The following is a 20,407-nucleotide window of genomic DNA, read 5'->3' as shown; positions in this document are numbered from 1 at the left end:
GATTAAAGAGGTTATACTTATTTTCTCATATTTTAGAAGGAAACTATAGCGCTGAGACCAGATTACGGCACTAAAGAAATTGCTTTGAGCAAAAGATCATCTTTACCGCTACGAATGCTATTTAAACTTTGATTTACTATTGAATCGGGAACAATACCGATACGTTGGACATCATTGCCATTGGGGTAATACACACCTAAACCTGTGATGGTAGTGAAAATTCCTCCAGGCAATGGAAATGCCGGAGCAACATTACCGTCCGCACCAGCTGTCATAGAACCGAGGATAATGCTGTTGGTAGCGAGTTTAAAGGACATGGCTAAAAACTCTCCAGTACTCTGTGTTTCCTCGTTAACGAGAATAATCACTTTACCAGAATAGCCAGCTGTGGTATCGCTTCCGATACTCATCGGTTTACTAAGAATGAAAGTACCAGGGTAACCAGGCTTAGCACTTGAGAAAACAGCCAGTTCCTTTTTGCCGTGCAAGAGAAGGTTTGCAATCAAATCTCCTGAAGTGTTGTATTTTGGATACTGTCTGCAATCTAAAATAATCCCTTTCACACTTTTCAGGGCTGAGGATATCAGTCCAATCTGGGTTCTCTTTAGGTTGCCTATGTTTACGTAAAGTATTTTGTTGTTGATGTGGAAGACAGAGGAGTCCCTTTGATAAACGGATAAAGCCGGAATAACGTTTTCGCTCTTCTTGTAAGGCTTGTTTTTCAGCATGGCTGTGTAAGCCGATCCCGTTGAATGTATTGCGGAAATTGGTACCGTAGAATCATTGGTTCGGGTGAGGTCGGCAGAAAGCTCTCTTGCTAGGCTTGCAGTATTTGATGCCGACGTATATTCCCGCCTGCTTGCAACCAAGCTTTCGATGGTAATATTCCCGATCTTTTTCACAATGTCACCTATTTTTACCTGTGGTGGGATCTGTGATTTGTTATCTATGTCTGTTATTACTGCATCTTTCCCCAACAACTTAATGGTGATCGGCATTTGCCATTTTCCAATCAGGTTATCCAGGTCCTTGGATGCAATGATTGCATGGCTATCCTGGATATTTGCAACCATTTTACTTACTAGAAGTAAGTATTGCTTCTGATCCTTGACCTCTATAGCCTGTTGCAAATAGTCTTGTAGATTGGAATCGCCAAAATTTTTCAAGAGGTGTTTGTAGGGATACCAATATTCTATAATGTTCCAGTAGCGGAATACGGCAAGCAATCTGTAATCGGCACTTGGGTAAATAGAATCACGATAGCTTTTTTCATTTACGATGCTTGGAAGATATATGCCATCCTGACCATTGAATTTTATATAGTTCTGGTTGCCGGGATCATGATTGTTTTTAAGATTTGCAAGTAAGCCAGTGATTTTATCGTTAAAACCAGATTGCTCCATCCATTTAAAATCAGGCCTTTGCTTTACCGTGAATTTATTGGAATCGGTAGATTGGGGAAATGTATTTACTGTCCCCAATGCTTGCATCCAAGACCATAAAAGGTCGTTTCTATCTGTTAGCGTCTTTGTTGCTCTGTAAGCTGGTAAAAATTTAATCAAATCTGAATCCCAATCTCTATCAGATTTTGTGATAGAAGGATGCGAATATTTTAGAAAGCCCCATAGCTTACAAAGGGCTGAAAGGTCCTGAGCGTTTTTTGAGTAAACTGCATTTTTCTTTTGGTTGATTTGGGCAACAGAAGGCAGGATTGCCAGCAAAAACAACGAAGTGAGTATAAGGTATTTTTTCAATTCATATACAGATAAAAAAGAGTCTGCTAAAAATAGCCTCTTTTGATTAACCAAAAATGGTGTAAGCTACGCTCATCAAAAGAACACTTGCTACTGCACGTTCCCATTTTGAATCACTACCACAGCAAAGAAAACCTGTGCAATCACCGAATGATGTCGTTAATGCATCACCTTCCGCACCATTCAATTGACTCAAATCACTGTTTGAAAGAACTGAGATCGTTTTGGTTTTCAATTCTAGTTTGTTAATTTCCATTGTAACATTAATTTAAATATTTACTCTTTTCATTCAGGTTCGTATCATCTCCTGATATTTAGTTTTTCTAAATACAAACTTTCAGGCCTCAATGAATTTCATTACAGAAATTCCATCTCTGGCATAGTGGGATGAGGGAGATTTGAGCAAAAGGGACATTAAATATCAACATTGAACCGTTCGTTGATTGTTGACGATCAAATGTGTAAATAATTTAAAACAGATTTTAAAATTTTATGCGAACACCTCTAAAATTTTATGTGAAGTATATTAACATTATATATATCGTATTAATTAATAAGCTATATATTTGAGCAATTTTTTCTAAACGCTATGTACTCATCCCGATAGCAACTATATTTTATTGTTATTTTGATGAAGTTCTCTTGTATTGTTATTGACGATGATTTACACACCATCGAACAATTTGTTGAATATATTGGCTACATGCCTGAATTAAGGCTTCTAAAAGCTTACTCTAATCCTGTTACTGCCTTAGCAGAAATAAACAAGTTAGAACAGCGAATTGATTTTCTATTTACTGACGTAGAAATGCCACAGATGAATGGACTGGAATTAGCTTCTTTGATCATCACAAGGGTTAATTGTTTAGTTCTGGTTAGTGGGCACCTACATCACGCGATGGATGGCTATGCCATTAACGCAAAATACTTTCTACATAAGCCATTCAATTTGAAGAAGTTTGAAGGCGTAATCAAGGGGTTGATAAGCAGATTGTTACCTGAAAACCCATTTATAATGGTTAAACTGAGTGGAAAGAACCAGATCCTCAAATTGTATATTGATGACATCATAATGATTGAGGGTGCCTCAAATTATATCAAAATACATACTGCCAATAAAATTTATGTTCCCTATGGGAAAATGGCGAATATGGAAAAGGAACTACAACCCTATAACTTCCTAATCAGGATTAGTAGATCCTTTATCATCTCCTCGAAGCACGTAGAAAAAATAGAAGGCTACATAGTGAGATTGAAAAATAACTTAGTCGTATCTGTCGGAAAGTCCTATTACCAAAGCTTCGATGAGTTTTTTGAGAGGTTGGTCAAAGATGGAAATACAAATATTTCAAATAATAAACAGTTTTTCACTGCTCCTTAAGAAACATTATAGGTATGAATTAACGTATTTGGTTGCAGATATTTGATCTCAGCGCAAATATTATTGAACGGGTGGTTCCCCCCAATACATTTCCTCGCTACCATATTTAGGGAACTTTTTTTCATTTTGGTAGGATTTGCATAATGCTTAAAATAATTAAATGTTAATTAAGATTAATTGTCGCAAGTGTTATCAATGAAATTTTTTGTGCACAATAATATTAATAAGTTTAAAGCACAAATCTTAAATGAAAAAGAAAGCGATATATCAGTGGCATTGAAATTAGAAATGTTAAAACATTTGGTAAAACTAATCTGAATGTTCAACGGCCTGATGGCACTTTCCCGCATTGAACTCTAATTTGAGGTGATAACCGTATTGTCTCGTCCTGCTATAGCTTGTCATTAAAAACTGAAAAATGGCAACAAAAAGTAAATGTAACCTAATTCTAGTATTATAACTCTAAAACGACAAGTAAAATCAGGACGAGTTATATTCATTGATGAACTGATAAATGAACTCAGAAATTGCAAGATCTTCCTTGCCATAAAATGTACAGATGAAATTCTTTGTCTGATCGAGTGAGGTTTTGAAACGTTGTAATATCCCAGGGGCATATTCGGTACCGACCAGTGATTCCATTTTCACGTTGTGCTGATGAAATATCTTGATAATGATTCGCCAATCATCCGTCTCGCCAAGCAAAACTTTTTTTAGTGCCTCTGCCGTTATTTCACGGCCCTTTTCCACCAGTAATGCCTTGCTTTATTATCCGTTTGCACTATGGAATCGAGATAACTGTTTAAGCTTTTCTCATCCTCCTTATTCCCATAAGCCCGCCCAGCTTTCTGTATCCAGCGCTCAGATTCCCACTGTCGTTTGATGAAATACTCCCTTGAAATACCATCTACGGTAATTCTTAGGTTGATGTAGCAGCCCTTGCTTTTTTCTGCATTTTGGGCTGTTTAAGAAAAACATGAACCAGTAACTTATCTCGAACATATTGATTCAGTTTTGAATGATTAAAACTCGATAAGCGACGATCTTTTATCAAGATGTATTACGAATTGAATATGCTGCAAATCAATAATTTAAGGTCTTAAAAAAGCGTCTTTTTTTCAAAAAAAAGACGCTACGAAAGACGCTGATAATTATTGTAAAACTATGTAAATTTTGGTATCCAAGTACAACAAAAAAGCCTGCGCATGTTGAATTTGCAGGCTTTTTAAGCTAGTGATGTACTAATCTGCTACGATGGCGAGATCCAAACTTTTTTTTTTACCCGTTCAAAATCAATGATTTTTGTCTCCAAAAAACGAAAGCGCCATGATTGACGCTCTGTCTTTGAATATTATACTTAGCGGAGAGGGCGGGATTCGAACCCGCGGTACCTTGCAGTACACACGCTTTCCAAGCGTGCTCGATCGACCACTCTGACACCTCTCCAGTGGGGGCACAAAAATATAATTTTTTGTTTATTAACAAAAATGCCCAGGCAAAAAGCCAGGGCATTTTATATTTAAAGTTAACTATTTAATCTACAACAGTTATTTTCAGCATATTGGTTTTTCCTTTAGCTTCGATAGGAATAGCAGCAGTATTTATTAAAATATCACCTGCTTTAACTAATTTCTTGCCTTTTAAGAAATCATTCACCTCGATAATGGTATTGTCTGTACTTTCCCATTTGTCGTAGTAAAAACCCCTTACACCCCAAAGTAGGCTAACTGCATTTAACAATGCACGGTTACTGGTAAATATGAATGTTAAAGCCTCTGGCCTATGACTCGAAATTTCAAAAGCGGTGTAACCACTCAATGTCATAGAAACAATACCTACTGCATTGGTTTGTTTCGCTAGAAAACAAGCAGAATCGCAAATGGCATCACTTAAAAACGATGGTGACTTTGGTTTCAAAAACTTATCAGGATTAAAAGGGTAGTTGTTTTGTTCGATGTTCTGGATAATTTTCTGCATGGTTTCGATTACGATCAGCGGAAATTCTCCAACAGACGTTTCACCACTTAGCATTACGGCATCTGCACCATCTAAAACCGAGTTGGCAACGTCATTCACCTCTGCACGAGTCGGACGAGGTGTAGTAATCATACTTTCTAACATCTGCGTAGCTACAATTACCGGTTTCGAAGCGGCTCTGCACTTCGCAACGATCATTTTCTGTAACAATGGCACTTCTTCCATCGGACATTCAACGCCTAAATCGCCACGAGCAACCATAATTCCATCGGTAGCAGCAATAATCTCATCGATATTTGCTATGGCTTCTGGTTTCTCAATTTTAGCTATCACGCGGGCAGTTTTACCACGATCTGCAATTATTTTTTTGAGTTCGATGATGTCTTCAGCCTTACGCACAAAAGATAAGCCTATCCATTCAACATCATTTTCAAGCACAAACTCTAAGTTTTCGCGATCTTCTGGTGTTAAAGATGGAATGGAAACTTTGGTATTTGGAAGATTAACACCTTTTCTGGATGTTAAAATACCACCATGTACCACTTCGCAAACCACTTCATCCTTGAAGTTGGTTTCCAAAACCTTCATTTGCAGTTTTCCATCATCCAAAAGGATAATCTCACCCGCCTGAACATCTTGGGGAAAATTTTGATAGGTAATATAAATACGTTCTTCATTACCGATACACTCGTTGGTAGTAATAACGGTTTTAGCGCCATTAATCAGGTTAATTCCACCTTCTTTAACTAAGCCAATCCTAATTTTTGGTCCTTGCAAATCTGCCAGAATCCCAACATTATAATCGTATTTTTTGTTTAAATCGCGGATGGTATCCAAAACCGCCTGATGATCTGCTTGTGATCCATGTGAAAAATTTAGACGGCAAACATCTAAACCAGCATTAAACATACTATATAATACATCTGGTTTTGCTGATGCAGGCCCAAGCGTGGCAACAATTTTAGTTCTCGAATGAAAAGGTTTCATTTAATTAATTGATTTAGGAAATGCAGTTTTTATTGCGCTAATTATCATCTAAAATAATCAAACTGCATTAAATTTTATATATTTTGTTTGTTGTTTCGTCGTTTATAACCCTCAAATATAGTGTATTTAATACACCAAGTATATAATTTTTATATTACCAAGTTTTCTTTATTCTTCAATTTAGCGGGATCAATTTTTGCAGCCACCTGAATATCAGGCAGTTTGTTAAGTCCATTAATGAGATAATTCAAATCTTCCTTATCGATAAATTCTTTGATAATGATAAAAAAATCTACGTTGGCCATTTCGGGTATCAGGAGGCCATCGCTACTTCTATTACTAATTAAGTAATATTCTACCTCTCCTTGTTCTACAAAAAAGTAATATTTAGAGAAAGACCACGCTGGTTCGTCGATGTTAAAAAAAATTTCGTGGTCTTCTATTTTTTCAAATTGTGTATTTAAACGCGTATTAATTTTGTGGCAAAGTACGTAGTCTTTAAGCGGCGCAGTGATCGCAATAAGTATAAAATCAAGGTCTAAGGTTAATTTTAAGTAAGTTCTATTCAAATCGAAATAAATTATTTTGCCAACGAAATTAAAAAACTAATTCTATATTCGCTTGTTATTTGAGAGCTAAAATGTGGTGTCGAAATAAAAACATTTGAAAATTGTAAGAATTTATTTTTCTTTGCACAGAATTATTTAACCATTAAATTATAAAATTATGTCTGATATTGCTTCAAGAGTTAAGGCTATTATCGTAGAAAAACTAGGTGTTGACGAAAGCGAAGTTACGCCAGAGGCTTCATTCACCAACGATTTAGGTGCAGATTCTTTAGATACCGTAGAATTGATTATGGAATTTGAAAAAGAATTTAATGTAGCTATTCCTGACGATCAGGCTGAAACCATCGGTACAGTTGGTCAAGCTATTGCTTATTTGGAAAAAAACGTTAAATAGAATTACGCTTTTTCAGTATAAATGGAATTAAAAAGAGTAGTAGTAACAGGGTTGGGTGCGCTCACTCCTATAGGCAATAATGTTCCTGATTTTTGGGAAGGATTGACTAACGGGGTGAGTGGCGCTGCTCCTATTAGGGGTTTTGATACTGAAAAGTTCAAAACCAAATTCGCATGCGAAGTAAAAAACTTTAATCCGGAAGATTTTCTGGAAAAGAAAGAAGCTCGTAAGCTTGATCCGTTTGTACAATATGCTCTTGTAGCTACAGATGAGGCCGTTAAGGATGGTGGTTTTGATTTCACGAAATTAGATACCAACCGTATCGGTGTAATTTGGGGTGCAGGCATAGGTGGATTGAAAACTTTTCTTGATGAGATTTCGAATTTCGCTAAGGGAGATGGTACGCCAAGATACAATCCATTTTTTATTCCGAAAATGATTATTGATATTGCTCCTGGGCATATCTCAATCAAATATGGCTTGCGTGGGCCAAATTTTGCAACTGTTTCAGCTTGTGCTTCATCAACCAATGCCATGATTGATGCATTTAACTATATCCGGTTGGGTATGGCTGATGTAATTATTAGTGGTGGTTCTGAAGCAATCATTAATGAGGCAGGTATGGGTGGCTTTAACGCCATGCATGCATTATCTACACGTAATGATGACCCTACTACAGCATCCCGCCCGTTTGATAAAGACCGTGATGGATTTGTTGCTGGTGAAGGCGCTGGAACTATTATTTTAGAAGAGCTTGAACATGCTAAAGCAAGAGGTGCAAAAATTTATGCCGAACTTGTTGGTGGTGGAATGAGTGCTGATGCTAATCACATTACTGCACCACATCCAGAAGGTTTGGGCGCTAGAATGGTAATGACCAATGCGCTGAGAGATGCAGGTTTATCCACTTCAGATATTGATTACATCAATGTGCATGGCACTTCTACGCCACTTGGCGATATTAGTGAAACTAAAGCCATTGCAGATCTTTTTGGTGAAGATGCTTATCGTTTAAACATCAGCTCTACAAAATCGATGACTGGCCATTTGCTTGGCGCTGCTGGAGCTATCGAAGCCATTGCAGCGGTACTTTCTGTAAAAAATGATATCGTACCACCTACGATTAATCATTTTACAGACGATCCTGCTTTCGATCCTAAATTGAACTTTACTTTTAACAAGGCCCAGAAACGCGAAGTTAGAGCTGCATTAAGTAATACGTTCGGATTTGGCGGCCATAACGCTTCTGTTATTTTCAAGAAATACGAAGATTAATTCATCTGCCAGCTATATAATTTTGCATGCTAATTAAAAATAGATAACTTAGTTAAATATGCTAATTAGCCGTTAATTGTGTTATTTATTTAATGCCGATATTAAAATTATATAAACTTTACATCTCTCCTGAAAAGGAGTTTGTAAAAAAGCTGAGGAATATTTTAGGCTTCGTACCAGGTAATGTAACGCTCTATAAAATGGCGTTCAGGCACCGCTCTGTGGCAAAGGTATTAAAGAATGGGAGCAGAAGTAGCAATGAGCGCTTGGAATTTCTGGGTGATGCCGTACTTGGATCGGTAATTGCCGAACTGCTTTTTAAGCACTATCCATACAAGGAAGAAGGTTTTTTAACCGAAATGCGCTCTAAAATTGTAAATCGGGCTAACCTAAACCAACTTGCAAAAAAAATCGGCTTTGATAAACTCATTCAGTTCGATCAGCGTTCGGTAAGCATTCAAACCAAACATAACTCCATGTTAGGTGATGCATTTGAGGCCATTGTGGGCGCCATTTATATGGATAAGGGATATAATTTTACCAAAGAATTTTTGCTGCGTAGAATTGTTAAACCACATATCGATATTCACACGCTTGAACTTACAGAAACCAATTTTAAAAGTAAGTTAATTGAGTGGTGCCAAAGACATGGCAAAGATGTAATGTTTGAGCTGGTAGAGAATGGTGAGGGTGAAAGCGCAAAGCTTTTTACCATAAGTGCCATTGTAGACGGGGAGAAATGTGGAACTGGCAGAGATTATAATAAAAAAAATGCAGAGAAGTTAGCAGCAGAAAAAGCTTGCGAAGCGCTTAGCATTTAGATTGGTTTCCAGTTTTCTAAGTGATTAATTCACTCCTCCATTAGCTATTAGGATACAGAGTACTGAATCTAGTACAGAGCCTTTGTTTCATCCCCTAGTAAAAAATAAGATTTTTCGATTCTGTAGATTTGATAAAATAAAGCTTCATTCCAAATGGCTAAACCAAATGTTTATCTTTAAAAATCTCTTTCTTAGAAGCAAGCATGTTACTAGTTGACTCTATTCCCATTGGTTATTGTTGGTGCCGAATCTTGTTTAAACTCCAGTAAAAGAGCGGGTTTATATACCTCTATTTGCCTTTACCAAGTGTGTCGGTAAATTTTTTAGATGACTCCTTTATGTATTTAATGTAATCATAGCTATTCCAATATTGCGCTTTATCAAATTCTGGCCGGTAGTTTAACATGTACCGTTCCAAGGTATCACCTCTTAATTCAGTATTGTTTTTTATGATTGTCTGGTTAAAATAAACGTCTATTTGCGACTGCTTAATCTCGTTATCAGCGTAACGACCAAATCTTCGGGCATTCTTAGGATCTTTCCCAAATAGATTGTAAAGCGCATTTAAGGGATTAGAAAAGATGGATAGGAAAGGTGTTTTGCCACCTTTATACACACCTTTATTCCTAAACTCTCTTTGTATATCTGCCAGGTCTTGTTTTTTTGTGTTTCCTACAATTGTTACATCATCAAGCAAAGTGCTGCTGCGTATAAGATAGATTAATACATCCTGGGTACCTTTAATTACAATCCTTTGGTCGTTTAAACTTCGTTTCGTTATCAGAAGCGTATCGCCAACCCGGGCTTTAATCTGGAAAAACCCCAGATCGTTGCTGCCAACACCCAGCCTAGTACGTTGATTTGTTATTTCTGCCAGCGCTATTCTAATGTTACTTCCTTTTTCAAATACTACCCCTTTCAAAATGAAGTCTTGCGCCTTGCCAGAAATTGAATTTCCAATGAGATAAAGAATAGTTAAAAAAAAGAATTTCCGAAAGTTCATCTTGCAATAGATATTTTGTAAAATTAACAAATGTTGCCAAAGTAAATTGTTAAAAGAACGTTAATACGTATGCTAAAGTTTGTTGGGTTTTTTTATTTATTATATTCTGCAATTGTATTCATTGTTTTAATGGTCATGGTTTGTCCGTTTATTCTAATTGCTATGGCAAGTTTCAGGGCAAAACCAGCGAGGCAAATCTCCTTCCTATTCTTGAAAATCTGGGCTTGGTCTTTTAGTTTTTTAACTTTTCTATGGTTTGTATCTAGCTCTGGAAAAGATATAGACACTTCTAAATCATATATCTATGTTGGTAACCACAGTTCTTATTTAGATGCCATTGCCATTGTGGTATGTATCCCTCAACCTTTTAGTCCGTTAGGAAAAATTGAGATGTTAAAGGTTCCAATTTTTGGTTGGATTTACAAACGGATGGTTGTCGTTATCGATCGCAGCAGTCGCGAAAGTAGAGATCAATCACTTGCGGTTCTTCGGGAAAACTTAGTTAACGGCCAGTCTATTCTCCTGTTTCCAGAAGGAACAATAAATAAGACAAGCGAAACTTTAAGGCCTTTTTTCGATGGCGCATTTAGGTTGGCCATTGAAACTCAAACGCCATTAATACCGTTTGCTATCTTAAATAGTAAAGCTCACTTGCCTCAAGGTAATCCATTTGCACTTAAGCCAGGTAAGGTAAAAATGATTTTCAGTAAGCCTATTTCTGTTAATGGGCTTACTTTAGACGATTTACCAGCACTTAAAGATCAGGTGTATCACGAAATTTTGCAACAACTGAAAAAGTAAACGGCCTACTCAAACAACCTTACTTGGCCGTTAGTTCTTAACTAATTTTTCTATCTTTGCGCATGATAAAATCCATGACAGGATACGGCCTTGCAACAGCCGATTATGCGAATGCGAAATATAGTGTCGAAATCAAGTCGCTTAACAGTAAGTTTTTAGAACTGAACTTAAAATATCCAAAATCATTTTCGGATAAAGAGTTAATCTTACGCAATATCTGTAGCAAGGATATAGAACGCGGCAAAGTAAGCTTAAGTATCAATGTAGAACGGTCTAATGGTGAAGTTACGGGCGCTACAATTAACACAGCATTACTAGCGCATTATTACAATCAATTAGTTGCCGTAAATAGCGATTTGAATGCGCAAAGTAGCAATTTATTGCAAACTGCGTTAACCTTTCCAGATGTAATCAGCTATAAAGAAGAAAGTGTAAGTGAAGACGAGTGGAATCATTTATTTAAAGTTTTTACCGAAGCGGTTTCCAATTTCAATAAATTCAGAATTGATGAGGGATCAGTGTTAAAAGCTGATTTAGAATTGAGAATTACCAATATATTAAGTTATTTCAAATCGGTAGAAGTTCTAGAGCCAAAACGAATCACTGCTATTCGCGATAAATTTGCTCAATTTTTAGACGATGCCGTGGGTAAGGTCAATATCGATCAGAATCGTTTCGAGCAAGAGTTAATTTACTATATCGATAAAATAGACATTACCGAAGAAAAAACACGATTAAAAAGTCACTGTGACTATTTCTTACAAACCTTAAATAGCAAAGAAGCAAATGGTAAAAAACTTGGCTTCATTTCGCAAGAAATAGGCCGGGAGATAAATACGATGGGAGCCAAAGCCAACGATGCACAAATGCAACAGTTTGTGGTTGGAATGAAAGAAGAATTAGAAAAAATTAAAGAACAATTGTTAAACGTATTATAAGCCAAAAAGCTAAAGACTAAATCGAAAAACAACTTTGGTCTTCAGCTTTCAGCTTTCAGCTTGCAACATGAAACAAGGTAAACTAATTATATTTTCAGCTCCATCGGGGGCGGGTAAAACCACCATCGTACACCATTTGTTAAAAAAGTTTCCGCAGTTGAGCTTTTCAATCTCTGCCACAACAAGAGAGTTAAGAGGAGCTGAAACCCATGAGAACGACTACTATTTTATTTCGAAAGAGGAGTTTTTACATAAAGTTGCACGCCAGGAATTTGTTGAATTTGAAGAGGTATACAACGGTACCTTTTACGGTACGCTGAGGTCTGAAATCGAGCGAATTTGGAATGACGATAAACATGTTATTTTCGATATTGATGTAGAAGGTGGGATTAGATTAAAGCGAAAATACGAGAAAGATGCTTTAGCAATTTTTGTACAGCCGCCGTCGCTTGAAGTTTTAAAAGAACGTTTGAGTGGTAGGGGCACAGATAGCCAGGAGAAATTACAGGAACGTTTTGTAAAGGCAGAAAAGGAATTACTTTACGCAGATAAGTTTGATGTGATTTTAAAGAACTTCGACCTAGAAACAGCATGTGCAGAGGCAGAGCAATTGGTTAATGATTTCCTGAGTAAGTAAATTTCATTCAACAACTGATGAAAATAGGTCTTTTCTTCGGCTCTTATAACCCCATACATACCGGGCATTTAATTATTGCTAATTATATGGCCAACCATACTGCTTTAGACGAGGTATGGCTTGTAGTATCTCCGCATAATCCGCTGAAAGATAAAAGCGGTTTAACTAATATGTACGATAGGTTAGAGATGGCAAAACTGGCTACTGAAAACGTTGAACACATCCGCGTAAGCGATATCGAATTCTCATTGCCTCAACCATCCTATACCATTGATACCTTGGCTTATCTGCATGAAAAATATCCTGAGAAAGATTTTGTGCTGATAATGGGAGCTGACAACTTAGTTTCGTTTAAACGCTGGAAGAATTATGAAGTCCTGCTTAAAAATTATGAAATATACGTTTATCCACGCCCCGGATCGGATGTATCTGAGTGGGAAAACCATCCTTCGATAACTTTTACCAATACACCCTTGATGGAAATCTCATCAACATTTATACGTAAAGCAATAAAGGAAAAGAAAAATGTACAGTTCTTTCTACCAGATAAAGTGATAGATTTTATAGATGGCAAGAATATGTATAGATAACAAAAGAGGCAACAGAATATTTTCTGCTGCCTCTTTTTAATTTGAGTTAAACTAGATTATTTCCACCCGCCACCTAAGGCACGATAGAGGTTAACCACCGACTGAAGTTTTTGCAGTCTATCGTTAATTCCGTTCAATTGTGCTGTTAATAAGCTTTGCTCGGAAGTTAACACATCAGTATAGTTTGTTGCAGAACTGTATCTTAAAAGTTCTTTAGTATAATCTACCGCTTTGGTTAAAGATGCAATTTGTTTTGCCCTGGTTTCTTCCTTTTCTGCCGCTGTTTGATAAGCGTAAAGCGCATTCGACACTTCCTGACCACCGGTTAAGAGTGCCTGCTGAAAATCATAAAAGGCAATTTGCTGATTCGCCTGAGCTGTTTTTAGCCTTGCTCTGTTCGCACCTTTTGCAAATATAGGCTGCGTTAACCCACCAACCAGGTTGTAAAAAATGGAGTTATCAAAAAAGTTTTGAATTTGTAGTGTATTTAAACCACCAGATGCAGTTAGGGTTAGTGCAGGATAGAAATATGTTCTAGCTACATTGGTGTTTTCAAAGGCCGCCCTGAAACCAAATTCTGCTGCAATCACATCAGGCCTGTTTTGTAAAAGCTGTGCAGAAATTCCGGTTTGCAAATTAGCGTAAGGGATTTGTTGATCGAGCGTTGTTCGGTCAATCGCGTTCGGTGCACTCGCAACCAGTACGCTTAATGCATTTTCTGCTTCTTTTATACTTTGCTTTAAATCTGGAAGTGTTACCTGTGCAGCATATAAATTTGCCTCACTTTGCACCACTGCAGCGCCATTTACAATAGCACCCTCTTTTAAGGCCCTCATTGTTTCCACATCTTTAGTACGGATGTTAATGGTTTCTTCGGTGATGGCTAATTGCTTGTCTAAAGCCAGAAGGGTATAATAGCTATTTGCAATGCTAGCAATTAGTTGAGTTTGTACTGCACGCCTCGCTGCATCACTTTGTAAAAGGGTAGCCAATGCAGACCGCTTTGCGCTTCCTAATTTACCCCATATATCAGCCTCCCAGGCCGTACTAAGTTGCGCACGGTAAGTTTGTGTTTCCAGATTGATATTGATCCCGGCAGGAAAGTTTAACGCCGCAGCAGACTGCTTGGCATCTGTAACAGACACGTCTGCCTGCAAACTAGGTAAAAAGGCCGCCCTGCTCTGCTGCAATGTGGCTTCAGAAATTTTTATGCGCTCAATAGCCTGCTTTAAATCGAGATTTTGATTAATACCTTTCTGAATTAAAGATTGCAGCGTTGTATCAGAAAAAAGGCTTTTCCATGGCAGGTTAGCCATTGTTGCCGTATCCGTAGTGTTTTGGTCACGGTATAAATCTTGGCTATTTACCTCAGGGCGCTCATATTTTTTAGTTACGCATGCGCTCAGCGTTAAAATGCCTAAGCCAATTAAAACCGAATATTTATATTTGAAATTCATTTTTCTTTTAAATTAATGTTTTTGCTTAGCCGTAGCAAGCTCGTATTCTTCTGGCGTTTGCTCGTGATCAATTCCCTCATCAAATGGCGATTTGTTGCTTACCCTTTCCTGCAAACTTTGGAAAACGATAAACAATGCGGGGATCACAAACAGGCCGAATATCGTACCGATAAGCATGCCGCCTACTGCCCCTGTACCAATCGACTTATTACCGGAAGCACCTACTCCAGATGAAAGCATCAATGGCAACAAGCCCAGGATGAATGCAAATGATGTCATCAGAATTGGCCTCAAACGTGCTGTAGCACCATCTATAGCTGCGTTAACAATGCTCATACCCTTCCTTCGCCGATCTACAGCATATTCTACAATCAAAATTGCATTTTTTGCCAATAAGCCCACTAACATAATTAAGGTGATTTGCGTATAGATGTTATTGTCTACGCCAAATATTTTATCGAAAACAAATACACCTGCTAAACCTACAGGTAACGAAAGGAGTACCGCTAGCGGAAGAATATAGCTTTCATATTGTGCGGCAAGTAGGAAGTAAACAAATATAACACACAATAGAAAGATGAAAATGGTTTGACTTCCGCTGCTCATTTCTTCACGAGATAAACCTGAAAATTCGTAACCATATCCGGCAGGCAAACTTTTGGCAGCAACTTCCTGCACAGCTTTAAGGGCATCTCCAGAACTGTATCCAGCATTTGGATTCCCGGTTATTGAGATAGAAGTAAAGAGATTGAAACGAGATATAGCCTGCGGGCCATACACTTTACTCAAAGTAATAAATTCGGAAACTGGTGCCATTTCACCCTTATTATTGCGGACAAAGATTCGGGTTAAAGTTTGTTCGTTAGCACGATATTGTGCATCTGCCTGGTACATTACCCTAAACTGTTTACCAAATTTATTGAAGTTTGATGCATACACACCACCATAGTAGCCTTGCATTACACCTAAAACATCGGCAACATTTAAACCTGCCTGTTTTACTTTGGCAACATTTACATCTATTTGATATTGAGGAAAGTTCGGGTTAAAAGAGGTAGAGGCGTACTGGATTTCCGGCCTTTTACTTAATTCAGCTAAAAATCCATTACCCACGTCGTTAAATTTTTTGATGTCTCCACCAGTCTTATCTTGCAACTGAAATTCGAAACCGCCACTGGTACCAAATCCCTGAATTGTTGGTGGCGCAAAGAAAATAATCTTGGCACCTTTAATACCGGCTGTCTTCGCAAATAAATCAGCAATAATGGCTTTAACATCTCTTTTACGCTCATCCCAAGGAGATAAACGTGAAATAACCATACCATAAGAACTTCCTGAACCACTGATCATGCTTCGGCCTACAATACGCAAAGTGTTTTTGATTTCTGGAATACTATGCGCAACGCTATCTATCTTAGTAATAATGATGTTGGTTTCTTCTTGTGATGTACCTGCAGGAAGCGAAATATCTGACATGATTGTACCTAAATCTTCGTTAGGCACAAATCCTTTTGGTGTCGTATTCATTGTCCAAACCAATAGCCCCGTGAAAAATACAATCCCTAAACCCACTATCCATTTTTTGTGAGATAAAAAGCTAACAGAACGTTTGTATTTGTTTGTAACAGCGTCAAAGGAAGTATTGAAGGCATCATAAAAACGATGAAGAAAGTTTTTCTTTTTCTTGTGATCATCCTGGTGTGGTTTCAGAAATAAGGCGCATAAAGCCGGACTTAACGTTAGTGCATTTATAGCCGATAGAATAATAGAGATAGCCAGTGTTAAACCAAATTGTTTATAGAATACACCAGAAGATCCCTGGATAAAACTTACCGGGATAAATACTGCCGCCATTACAAGGGTAATCGAAATGATGGCGCCACTAATATCATCCATTGCATCTACAGTAGCTTTCTTTGCATCGGTATAGCCTTCATCAAGCTTGGCATGCACAGCCTCTACAACTACAATGGCATCATCAACCACAATACCAATGGCAAGCACCAGCGCAAAAAGCGTAAGTAAATTAATGGTGAACCCAAAAAGGCTTAGGAAGAAAAATGTACCTATAATAGCAACGGGAACGCTAATAGCTGGTATTAGCGTAGATCTAAAATCTTGTAAGAAAATGAACACCACTAGAAACACCAATATAAATGCTTCGATAAGCGTATGAATTACTTTCTCAATAGAAGCATCTAAGAAATCGTTAACGTTTACTAACGTTGAATAATGCACACCTTTTGGAAACGATTTCTGCGCCTCATCTAAGGTTTTTATTGAATTTTCAATTACTTCTTTCGCATTCGAACCTGCAGTTTGGTTAATTGCAATACCCAATGCCTGCTTACCATTAAACTTTACAGAACTGGCGTAGCTTTGAGCACCAAGTTCGATTCTGGCAACATCTTTAAGTCGAAGTATTTGGCCATTTTCATCTGTTTTGATGATGATATTTCCAAATTGGGCTTCGTCTTTTAATCTTCCCGTGTATTTGATGGTGTACTGAAAGGCCTGATCGCCTAATTCTCCAAATTGTCCGGGAGCTGCTTCCACGTTCTGATCTGCAAGAGCAGTGCTTACATCGCTTGGAATCAACCCATAAGTAGCCATTACATCAGGCTTCAGCCAGATACGCATGGTATAATCCAGCGTACCAAATGCACTGGCATCACCCACGCCATTAATCCTTTTAATTTGGGGGATGATGTTAATGTTGGCATAATTTTGTAAAAACTTTTGATCGTATGATGGATCGTCGCTATAAAGGCCAAAGATTAAAACATTACTTGCTTGTCTTTTCGCGGTAATTACACCAGACCTGGTAACCTCTGCCGGTAATAAACTAGTAGCCCTTGCAACCCTATTTTGCACATTAACGGCAGCTAAATCTGGGTTGGTGCCAAGTTTAAAGTTTACCGTAATGGTGGCTGTACCATCATTACTTGCACTCGAAGTCATGTAAGTCATGTCTTCTACACCATTTATTTGTTCTTCTAGCGGAACAATTACGCTACTCATTACCACATCGGCATTTGCACCCTGGTAAGATGTAGAAACCTGAACCGTAGGTGGTGCAATTTCTGGATATTGCGAAACCGGTAGTGTAGCTAAACCTAACACACCAAGTATTACAATGATGATGGATATAACTGTTGAAAGAACCGGCCTTTCTATAAATTTCTTAAACATAATATTTAATTACGATTTGAATACGCCGCTAATGGGCCTATTTATTTTTTAATGTCAGCATAAATCGAGTCGGCACTTTTTTCTTCTGGTTTGATTTTTACACCATCCTTTAGCGATTGAAATCCTTCTAATACGATTTTGTCGCCAGCTTTTATTCCTTTAGTTACGACGTAGAATTTATCTTTGGCCAAATCCATAATCTCGATTTCTGTACTAACGATTTTCGCAGAATCGCCTAGCACGTAAACGAATTTTTTACCCTGAAGATCGATTGTCGACTTTTGCGGTACTAATATGGCATCTTCTACTTTTTGAGGTACCCTAACGGATGCACTTCCGCCAGATTTTAATAGGGCCACTGGGTTTGGGAATGTTGCCCTTAGGCTTGCAGAACCTGTGTTAGTGTTAATCTGGCTATTGATAGATTCTATTTTTCCGTTGGATGCATATACGCTTCCATCGGCCAATACCAAACTAACAGGGGGAATGTTTTTCATCTGCTGCGCTAAAGTATTTCCTTGGTAAGTTTTAGAAAAATCTAGTAATTGCTTTTCGTTTAATGAGAAGTAAGCATAAACTTTTGATGTATTTGAAACCGTAGTAAGCGGTTCGGTGCTAGAACCACTAACCAAACTACCTGTTCTAAATGGGATACTGCCAACAATACCGTCAACAGGACTTGTTATGGAAGTATAGCCCAAATTTACCTGCGCATTTGCAAGTGTAGCTTTAGCCTGTGCCAATGCTGCTCTTCTGCTTTGTAAGGTTAGCACCGCTGCATCTAAATCATACTTGCTAATAATGTCTTTTTCTACAAGTGGACGGGTTTTATTTACCTGAAGCTGGGCAGCATTAACATCGGCTTCAGCGCTGCTGATAGCTGCTCTTGCTGTTCTAACTTCCTGTTCGTATTGTGGGGCCATAATGGTAAACAACAGCTGCCCTTTTTTAACCACCGCACCCTCATCAACAAAAATCTTCTGAATAAAGCCATCAATTTTTGGACGAATATCGATGTTTTGAATACCTTCTATGGTTGCTGGATAATCGGAATTTAGTTCTGTTGTTTGTGCTTGCACAGTAAAAACGGGGTATGCCTGCGGACCGGCAGCTGCTGCAGCGGCAGCTTTTTTTGCTTCATCATTATTTCCGCAAGATGCTAGAAGTAGCGCCATGCCTATGCCGAAATAGAGAGTTGTAACTTTTCTCATGGGGGTATTTGTGTATTAATTTTTTTCTGGTTAACCAATATCGAACACGATATCAATGATCGGATCTGAGCCCAAAAATAGCGCCTAATAAAAGGGCAGACTGTCCAATTTCTGTCATTTAATCAATCGATTGATTTATTTTAGTCTAAAAGATTTGGCAAAATGTGACTTAATTGACTGATAGATAGACTTTTTGCAAGTTCGCCTATCGTTATGAAGATGTGTAAATTAATTGCGACAGAGTCAAAGAGGCGATATTTTCTTCGATATAATGTACACTCGTTAGGTAAAAGTGTGTTTAAAAATCTCCAAAAATAGCGAGCATTAGTGTATAAGTTACACTATTTAGGCTTTTAGCAGTTTGGGGTTTTGGAAAAGGCTAAAGACCTTTGATGATAAACCCGATAGTGTGGAAATACTTTTTATAGCAATGTTTTGTTTAGCACTGATACTGATGCTCGTAGCATTTTAATTTGAGATATTTGCGTACCAAGTTGCACTTAATTGCTTATAAAAAGATTGGAGCAAATAGCGGGGCTGCAGGCCGCGATATACAGCAGTCTGCTCATTTCCAAAAAGAAGCTTAACGTTATAATTTTATTTGTCCTTGATAAACCAAATTGGCTGGTCCGCATAAAAAAACATTGGTAAACTGGTTCTGGTTGTAATCGAATTCTACCTGAACATCTCCACCCAATACTTTAAGCGCAGTTTTAATATGGCCATTTAGGTTTTTATGTTTGGCCATTGCTAAGGCAACAGCAGTTACGCCCGTTCCACAGGCGAACGTTTCATCTTCTACGCCACGCTCGTAAGTGCGAACGAAAAGATGATCGTCCTTTTCTTCAGCAAAGTTTACATTAATTCCTTTATCGTTGTAAATGTGGTTGTAGCGAATCTTTCTTCCTTCGTTAAATACATTTATATCTTTCACTTGATTTTGCAATGTAACGTAGTGGGGCGAACCTGTGTTTAAGACATATGCATGTCCGTCTTGTGTAATGCTATCTACATCAATCATTTGTAGATCTACCCAGTTGCCAGTTTCTGAAATTCTGGCATAATGCGGGCCGTCTACTGCCAAAAAGTTTGTTTCGCGATTGATAAGTCCGAGATGCTTTGCAAAAGCAACGATACACCTGCCACCATTGCCACACATGCTACCAAGATTGCCATCGGAATTGAAGTACAGCATTTCGAAATCGTATTGTTGGTGGCTGGTAATAAACATTAGCCCGTCTGCTCCAATACCAAACCTCCTGTCGCACAATTTTGCAATAACCTCGTTATCAATGTCTTCTATTGGTTTTTTGGTATGATCGATTAACACGAAATCGTTTCCGTTGGCTTGATACTTGAAGAAATTGATGTTCATACAAACTTCATTTATTTATGCAATATTTGATTTGCTAAGCTTTTG

General features: G+C 37.8%; 17 protein-coding genes and 1 tRNA gene. 8 read left to right on the top strand and 10 right to left on the bottom strand.

Annotated features, from left to right (window positions below):
• Positions 1 to 62: 62 nt before the first annotated feature.
• On the bottom strand, positions 63 to 1,754 hold the full coding sequence (locus OQ268_RS16400) for a S41 family peptidase (RefSeq protein WP_265857728.1): 1,692 nt from the start codon (positions 1,752 to 1,754) through the stop codon (positions 63 to 65).
• Between the two features lie 46 nt (positions 1,755 to 1,800).
• A complete protein-coding gene (locus OQ268_RS16395) occupies positions 1,801 to 2,010 on the bottom strand; it encodes a hypothetical protein (RefSeq protein WP_265857726.1) in 210 nt (69 codons plus the stop codon).
• A gap of 375 nt (positions 2,011 to 2,385) precedes the next feature.
• Here OQ268_RS16395 and OQ268_RS16390 point away from each other — a divergent pair, with 375 nt between their 5' ends.
• Positions 2,386 to 3,135 carry a LytR/AlgR family response regulator transcription factor gene (locus tag OQ268_RS16390; protein ID WP_265857724.1) on the top strand — a complete coding sequence of 250 codons (750 nt, stop codon included), beginning with the start codon at positions 2,386 to 2,388 and terminating at the stop codon, positions 3,133 to 3,135.
• A gap of 1,361 nt (positions 3,136 to 4,496) precedes the next feature.
• Here the strand turns inward: OQ268_RS16390 and OQ268_RS16385 are convergent.
• The 3 genes from OQ268_RS16385 to OQ268_RS16375 all read right to left on the bottom strand — a co-directional run bounded on the left by OQ268_RS16385 (position 4,497) and on the right by OQ268_RS16375 (position 6,668).
• Positions 4,497 to 4,581 (bottom strand) — tRNA-Ser (locus OQ268_RS16385).
• A gap of 87 nt (positions 4,582 to 4,668) precedes the next feature.
• Positions 4,669 to 6,099: a pyruvate kinase gene (gene pyk / locus OQ268_RS16380; protein ID WP_265857722.1), complete on the bottom strand. Its 1,431-nt coding sequence runs from the start codon at positions 6,097 to 6,099 to the stop codon at positions 4,669 to 4,671.
• Between the two features lie 149 nt (positions 6,100 to 6,248).
• Complete coding sequence (locus OQ268_RS16375) at positions 6,249 to 6,668, bottom strand: IPExxxVDY family protein (RefSeq protein ID WP_265857720.1); 420 nt, start codon at positions 6,666 to 6,668, stop codon at positions 6,249 to 6,251.
• A 157-nt stretch (positions 6,669 to 6,825) separates the two neighbouring features.
• On the opposite strand from OQ268_RS16375, the gene OQ268_RS16370 reads away from it, so the two are divergent.
• The 3 genes from OQ268_RS16370 (at position 6,826) to rnc (ending at position 9,158) form a co-directional block, all read left to right on the top strand.
• Positions 6,826 to 7,062 (top strand): acyl carrier protein, encoded by a 237-nt coding sequence (locus OQ268_RS16370; RefSeq protein WP_008508386.1) that lies wholly within the window; start codon positions 6,826 to 6,828, stop codon positions 7,060 to 7,062.
• 21 nt (positions 7,063 to 7,083) lie between these two features.
• Positions 7,084 to 8,337: a beta-ketoacyl-ACP synthase II gene (gene fabF, locus OQ268_RS16365; protein ID WP_265857718.1), complete on the top strand. Its 1,254-nt coding sequence runs from the start codon at positions 7,084 to 7,086 to the stop codon at positions 8,335 to 8,337.
• Between the two features lie 92 nt (positions 8,338 to 8,429).
• Positions 8,430 to 9,158 (top strand): ribonuclease III, encoded by a 729-nt coding sequence (rnc, locus tag OQ268_RS16360; RefSeq protein ID WP_265857715.1) that lies wholly within the window; start codon positions 8,430 to 8,432, stop codon positions 9,156 to 9,158.
• Positions 9,159 to 9,447: 289 nt separating this feature from the next.
• Here the strand turns inward: rnc and OQ268_RS16355 are convergent, their stop codons facing one another.
• Entirely contained in the window at positions 9,448 to 10,161 is a 714-nt protein-coding gene (locus OQ268_RS16355; RefSeq protein ID WP_265857713.1) for a hypothetical protein, read from the bottom strand.
• A gap of 69 nt (positions 10,162 to 10,230) precedes the next feature.
• Here OQ268_RS16355 and OQ268_RS16350 point away from each other — a divergent pair, with 69 nt between their 5' ends.
• From OQ268_RS16350 to nadD, 4 genes are all read left to right on the top strand, one after another.
• A complete protein-coding gene (locus tag OQ268_RS16350) occupies positions 10,231 to 10,962 on the top strand; it encodes a lysophospholipid acyltransferase family protein (RefSeq protein ID WP_265857711.1) in 732 nt (243 codons plus the stop codon).
• Between the two features lie 74 nt (positions 10,963 to 11,036).
• A complete protein-coding gene (locus OQ268_RS16345; RefSeq protein ID WP_265857709.1) occupies positions 11,037 to 11,900 on the top strand; it encodes a YicC/YloC family endoribonuclease in 864 nt (287 codons plus the stop codon).
• 67 nt (positions 11,901 to 11,967) lie between these two features.
• On the top strand, positions 11,968 to 12,537 hold the full coding sequence (gmk, locus tag OQ268_RS16340) for a guanylate kinase (protein ID WP_265857707.1): 570 nt from the start codon (positions 11,968 to 11,970) through the stop codon (positions 12,535 to 12,537).
• Positions 12,538 to 12,554: 17 nt separating this feature from the next.
• Positions 12,555 to 13,127: a nicotinate (nicotinamide) nucleotide adenylyltransferase gene (gene nadD / locus OQ268_RS16335; protein WP_265857705.1), complete on the top strand. Its 573-nt coding sequence runs from the start codon at positions 12,555 to 12,557 to the stop codon at positions 13,125 to 13,127.
• Positions 13,128 to 13,183: 56 nt separating this feature from the next.
• Here the strand turns inward: nadD and OQ268_RS16330 are convergent, their stop codons facing one another.
• The 4 genes from OQ268_RS16330 to dapF all read right to left on the bottom strand — a co-directional run bounded on the left by OQ268_RS16330 (position 13,184) and on the right by dapF (position 20,362).
• A complete protein-coding gene (locus tag OQ268_RS16330; protein WP_265857702.1) occupies positions 13,184 to 14,584 on the bottom strand; it encodes an efflux transporter outer membrane subunit in 1,401 nt (466 codons plus the stop codon).
• Between the two features lie 12 nt (positions 14,585 to 14,596).
• Positions 14,597 to 17,776: an efflux RND transporter permease subunit gene (locus tag OQ268_RS16325; protein WP_265857700.1), complete on the bottom strand. Its 3,180-nt coding sequence runs from the start codon at positions 17,774 to 17,776 to the stop codon at positions 14,597 to 14,599.
• Positions 17,777 to 17,817: 41 nt separating this feature from the next.
• Positions 17,818 to 18,987: an efflux RND transporter periplasmic adaptor subunit gene (locus OQ268_RS16320; protein ID WP_265857698.1), complete on the bottom strand. Its 1,170-nt coding sequence runs from the start codon at positions 18,985 to 18,987 to the stop codon at positions 17,818 to 17,820.
• A gap of 589 nt (positions 18,988 to 19,576) precedes the next feature.
• Positions 19,577 to 20,362, bottom strand: a complete 786-nt coding sequence (gene dapF / locus OQ268_RS16315; RefSeq protein ID WP_265857697.1) for a diaminopimelate epimerase — start codon at positions 20,360 to 20,362, stop codon at positions 19,577 to 19,579.
• Positions 20,363 to 20,407: the final 45 nt, after the last annotated feature.

This window comes from Pedobacter sandarakinus (assembly GCF_026240095.1).
GTDB classification, from domain to species: Bacteria; Bacteroidota; Bacteroidia; order Sphingobacteriales; family Sphingobacteriaceae; genus Pedobacter; species Pedobacter sandarakinus.
This window is presented reverse-complemented; position numbering and strand designations above follow the sequence as displayed.

Bases quoted from the DNA above. Each gene is read 5' to 3' on its own strand.
- OQ268_RS16395 (WP_265857726.1), bottom strand. From the start codon at position 2,010: ATGGAAATTAACAAACTAGAATTGAAAACCAAAACGATCTCAGTTCTT.
- OQ268_RS16390 (WP_265857724.1), top strand. From the start codon at position 2,386: ATGAAGTTCTCTTGTATTGTTATTGACGATGATTTACACACCATCGAA.
- pyk (WP_265857722.1), bottom strand. From the start codon at position 6,099: ATGAAACCTTTTCATTCGAGAACTAAAATTGTTGCCACGCTTGGGCCT.
- OQ268_RS16370 (WP_008508386.1), top strand. From the start codon at position 6,826: ATGTCTGATATTGCTTCAAGAGTTAAGGCTATTATCGTAGAAAAACTA.
- fabF (WP_265857718.1), top strand. From the start codon at position 7,084: ATGGAATTAAAAAGAGTAGTAGTAACAGGGTTGGGTGCGCTCACTCCT.
- rnc (WP_265857715.1), top strand. From the start codon at position 8,430: ATGCCGATATTAAAATTATATAAACTTTACATCTCTCCTGAAAAGGAG.
- OQ268_RS16355 (WP_265857713.1), bottom strand. From the start codon at position 10,161: ATGAACTTTCGGAAATTCTTTTTTTTAACTATTCTTTATCTCATTGGA.
- OQ268_RS16350 (WP_265857711.1), top strand. From the start codon at position 10,231: ATGCTAAAGTTTGTTGGGTTTTTTTATTTATTATATTCTGCAATTGTA.
- OQ268_RS16345 (WP_265857709.1), top strand. From the start codon at position 11,037: ATGACAGGATACGGCCTTGCAACAGCCGATTATGCGAATGCGAAATAT.
- gmk (WP_265857707.1), top strand. From the start codon at position 11,968: ATGAAACAAGGTAAACTAATTATATTTTCAGCTCCATCGGGGGCGGGT.
- nadD (WP_265857705.1), top strand. From the start codon at position 12,555: ATGAAAATAGGTCTTTTCTTCGGCTCTTATAACCCCATACATACCGGG.
- OQ268_RS16330 (WP_265857702.1), bottom strand. From the start codon at position 14,584: ATGAATTTCAAATATAAATATTCGGTTTTAATTGGCTTAGGCATTTTA.
- OQ268_RS16325 (WP_265857700.1), bottom strand. From the start codon at position 17,776: ATGTTTAAGAAATTTATAGAAAGGCCGGTTCTTTCAACAGTTATATCC.
- OQ268_RS16320 (WP_265857698.1), bottom strand. From the start codon at position 18,987: ATGAGAAAAGTTACAACTCTCTATTTCGGCATAGGCATGGCGCTACTT.
- dapF (WP_265857697.1), bottom strand. From the start codon at position 20,362: ATGAACATCAATTTCTTCAAGTATCAAGCCAACGGAAACGATTTCGTG.